Below are 3,753 nucleotides of genomic sequence, written 5' to 3'. Positions count from 1 at the left end.
CGGCAGACCCAAGGTCTCCCACGCACAGCCGCCATAGCATGAAAAACGCATGCGAAAAAACGCCGGTAATCGCGTCCACACGCCCACAGATTCTTGCGCCGCTTTTCAGCGATCACCGCAACAGATGCAGGCACTGCAAATTCACAAGACTTTTCGCCTTATTCGAAATAAACGCTTAGGCTCCCACTCTGTAGGAATAGCAAAGCAATGAAGAAAAATACAAGCGAGCGCAACCCACTCAATCACCGGGTGACTCTTGGTCAGGTCTGGGAAACACTTGAAGAACAGCACGCAGTCATTCTGGGTCAGCTCTATATAAAAGAATGCACAAGCGCTATTTGTGAACACGATAGCGACCGTCAGTGATTTTCTGTAGTTCGCTCCTGAAAAACTGAACTTAAGGTGGTAGGCCATGAATACGCCTGAAGCAGCGCAGATTACGAAGATCCAATTAGTCATGTTTTAGCTTCTTCGTAAACCTGGCTTGCCGTCCAGGCGCTCATGATTGCTTCAAACAAAAGCGCTCCTTTATTCATAAGTTTATAGGCAGGTACGTAGTCTGTTTTTATTGGCCTGAATAGCTGCCAAGTGCCTGGTTTTGGCAATGGCCTATAAAATCCATAGATCGACAACAAGACGTCTACACTGCCGTACGCAACACTTCCATTGCTTTCGCTTCCTCCCGCAGCGACAGCGACCCCTTGATAGAGTTTTTTCAACGGTCCTACTGCATCAGAGCGGCCAGAAGAGAGATTGGCGCCATTTTCATAGATATTATTTGCACCGTGAGCAACCATCGGTGCGCCCGCAACAGCACATAAGGTCATAGTGGAGCCGTAGCAGACACCAACGCCAGTTGTCATCATTGAGGCGCCTGCTATTACACCGCCCACTTCCAGTCCTATTCTGGAAATGCTCTTATGCTCCACCTCAATCTGCTTTAAACCTTCCTCCGTCCTGATCTTCCCATTCCGCACATCCTCCAAAATCTGCCGCACGTAATACGCCATCGTCCGATTAAACCGACCCCGTAACACCCCGTCCTTGATATGCCGGGAACTGACGATGCAGGCATATCGAGTCAGGTTCGCCGCACTTTGATGAAGCTCCGAGAGCGGGTTATCCAGCCGATAGGGCGAGGGCCGCGTACTCATTCCGTCATCCCCCATAAGATGTAGCCACGGGCGCTGGCGGTGTGGTGAATCCAGGTGATGCTCAGGTAGCTGTGATTGGCCATGCTCGAACTCCTTGTAGGTTGGAGTTCGCAGCCTAGAGAGGTGGCACGGCAGAGTCTGTGAGACGTTTCTGAAAGATCTAAGGGAAATTAAGCAAGTTCGCGGAAGGGCCGAACGAGCATCCCGCGAACTCGTGTCCTCAACGCGCCAGATGCAAGTACTGCAAATGTCGTTCGTACTGCTCGAGGATGTCGTTGATGGTCTGCTCCTTGCTTCAACCCGATATGTCGAGGGGCCACATGCGTGGCCCTTCAAAGGATCCGCCTGTCACCCTTGAGCCTGGGCCTGCTCGCCTCGATTGCGCAACGCTTCAGTCAACGCCTGACAGATTTCCAGTGATTGCCAGGTAGCCCAAGCCAGATCTGCCAAAGGCCGGGAAAGCATTTCGCAGAGTTGCGCGTTGGTTTCGAAGGCCGATGTCAGCGCGGCCGATAGATGCACCAGCGCGTCGTCGATATCGGCCGCCGGGTGTACGGAAAACACCGGTGGATGAGCGCCGTTGCATGAGCCGAAATGGGTGTGAGGAACGGTTCGACGGAGGGTGGAGACGGGCGGGTCGGGAACGATCTTTTTCATTGTGTGGCTCCTTGATTAGTGGCGCCGTCACCGTTCGCTACCAAACGAAAGGGTGGCGGCCGTGCGCAGGTTGGTAGACCGGGAATCAAGGAACCCAGCGCGCCCGAAGGCGCCCTACGCACAGCCGCCATGAAAATCAACAGCGGGCGAACAGCACCGCTGTTTCAGAGGGACGTCGTGCGTCTTGATTTACCGGGCTACCAAACCCGATCACTGATTGTGCAGCGACCGGCGAAGACTAGGTAGCGAGTCCCAAGTGCGCAACGACTCATGGGGCGGAAAAGTATGATTGGGAAATTGCCTACGAGAAAGTCGGAAATAGTAGAAGCTTTGTAGCCTGAGGCAGCCGTTGGAGTGGGTTTTCGCCGGGGTGGTTGTCGGGAAAAGTCACGCGACCTGGCCTACGCAATCACCGGCTCACCCTGGATAGTCGCGATCAGTTGCGTTTCACCCGGGCGGCACTTGCGCGGGGATAGCACAAAGCCATATCTTGCCTCGCCCCTCGAAGATCAGCCCGGTAATCCCGTATGCGCATGGCGTCCAGCCTGTTGTCCGCATTGTGTGTCCTTGCGTTTTCCTGCCTTGCCAAGGGTACTGCGGCGGATCTGCTGCCTTTTCAGGAAATCCCCGACTTGCCATCGCGCACCAGCCTCACGCTGGGCAGCACGGCATACGATCCCCCGGATGACCTGAGCGTGAAGCCCTTCTTCAGTGGTGGCATTGCGCTGGACAACTTCGGTGGCGATGACGATGAGGGCCGGCTCGCCAGCGCCCTCAACCTGCATGGCCTGCTTGACCCGAGCGACCTGCTGAGCCTGCGCAGCATGGGCTCGGCCGAGACCGGCCATTACCACTGGGGCACTTACCACCTGGACGTCGGCCCTTGGGCCAGCCGGTTGGGCATCATCCTGTCGGACATGTCCTATGAGTTGGGCGACGAACTCGAAATCCTCGCGGCCAAGGGCAAGGCCCGGACTGCCAGTGCATTCATCATCCAGCCGCTCCTGCAAAACCAGACGTTCAGCCTCAAGGCCCGGCTGCAGTTCGATGACAAGCACCTGCAGGATGAGTCCGGTCTGCTGGGCATAAACAGTGAAAAGCGCTCCCGCGTGCTCAACTACGGTCTTTCCGCCACGGCTCGCGACCCATTGCTGAACGGCGCCGCGACCACCCTCGCGCTGACCTGGAGCGAGGGCAGCCTGAATATCGACGGCTCGCCCTGGTCACTGGTCGGCAAGGCCGAACCGGGCCATTTCAGCGTGCTGCGCGCCAGCCTGGCCCGCCTGCAACAGTTGGGTGGACGTCTGGCCCTGTATGTTCGCCTCCAGGGCCAGTGGTCGGATGACAATCTGGACGACTCGGAAAAGCTCTATATCGGCGGCGCCTTCGGCGCGCGCTCCACCTACCAGACCGCCGCATTTGGTGATCGGGGCTGGCTTGCCAATCTTGAACTGCGCTATGCACTGACTGATACCTGGCAACTGGTGACCTTTGCCGATCATGGTGAAGCGCGCCTGAATACACCGAGCTGGACCACCGGCACCGCGCCCCGTCGTCTGTCTGCCACGGGTTTTGGCGGGGGATGGTCAACGGCGACGTGGAATATCAGCGCGTTGGCAGGCTGGCCGGTCGGCGATCATCAGGCCCAGAGCGACGCCGAGCGGCAGCCGCGGGTATGGGCGCAGGTGGCTTATGCGTTTTGATGTTGCCTTGTGCTAGCCGACTGTTATTCAGCGTTCTCAAGATCGAGCGCCGCCCGCGCGGCGCATCGCGAGCAAGCTCGCTCCTACATTGGTTGCAACGTGCCATTGCCTGTGGGATTGGCGTTGCCAGCCTTGGTGCATGGCTGGATAGTGCGGGGCGGCTTAGGCTCCAGTCTCGAAATTTAGCCGAACCACCAAAGCGGTCAACCATGGCCTGACAGGCATAGGTACGTTGCAAC

4 protein-coding genes are annotated in these 3,753 nt (G+C 57.3%); 1 reads left to right on the top strand and 3 read right to left on the bottom strand.

Translation table 11 applies throughout. From position 1 onward, the window contains the following. Positions 1–141 precede the first annotated feature (141 nt). The 3 genes from NTD88_RS00380 to NTD88_RS00370 all read right to left on the bottom strand — a co-directional run bounded on the left by NTD88_RS00380 (position 142) and on the right by NTD88_RS00370 (position 1,811). Complete coding sequence (locus tag NTD88_RS00380; protein WP_262153550.1) at positions 142–459, bottom strand: hypothetical protein; 318 nt, start codon at positions 457–459, stop codon at positions 142–144. After that, the gene (locus NTD88_RS00375; protein ID WP_262153551.1) at positions 456–1,154 is read right to left on the bottom strand and encodes a DUF4225 domain-containing protein; all 699 of its coding nucleotides are present in this window, start codon (positions 1,152–1,154) and stop codon (positions 456–458) included. The genes NTD88_RS00380 and NTD88_RS00375 overlap by 4 nt, the downstream gene beginning before the upstream one ends. Positions 1,155–1,502: 348 nt before the next feature. Then, on the bottom strand, positions 1,503–1,811 hold the full coding sequence (locus NTD88_RS00370) for a hypothetical protein (RefSeq protein WP_262153552.1): 309 nt from the start codon (positions 1,809–1,811) through the stop codon (positions 1,503–1,505). 632 nt (positions 1,812–2,443) lie between these two features. Here NTD88_RS00370 and NTD88_RS00365 point away from each other — a divergent pair. After that, positions 2,444–3,514 carry a ShlB/FhaC/HecB family hemolysin secretion/activation protein gene (locus tag NTD88_RS00365; RefSeq protein WP_262153553.1) on the top strand — a complete coding sequence of 357 codons (1,071 nt, stop codon included), beginning with the start codon at positions 2,444–2,446 and terminating at the stop codon, positions 3,512–3,514. The last annotated feature ends 239 nt before the right edge of the window (positions 3,515–3,753 follow it).

The sequence above is a fragment of the Pseudomonas sp. 20P_3.2_Bac5 genome (genome assembly GCF_025466035.1).
In the GTDB taxonomy this organism is placed as follows: domain Bacteria; phylum Pseudomonadota; class Gammaproteobacteria; order Pseudomonadales; family Pseudomonadaceae; genus Aquipseudomonas.
This window is presented reverse-complemented; position numbering and strand designations above follow the sequence as displayed.

Bases quoted from the DNA above. Each gene is read 5' to 3' on its own strand.
- NTD88_RS00380 (WP_262153550.1), bottom strand. From the start codon at position 459: ATGACTAATTGGATCTTCGTAATCTGCGCTGCTTCAGGCGTATTCATG.
- NTD88_RS00375 (WP_262153551.1), bottom strand. From the start codon at position 1,154: ATGAGTACGCGGCCCTCGCCCTATCGGCTGGATAACCCGCTCTCGGAG.
- NTD88_RS00370 (WP_262153552.1), bottom strand. From the start codon at position 1,811: ATGAAAAAGATCGTTCCCGACCCGCCCGTCTCCACCCTCCGTCGAACC.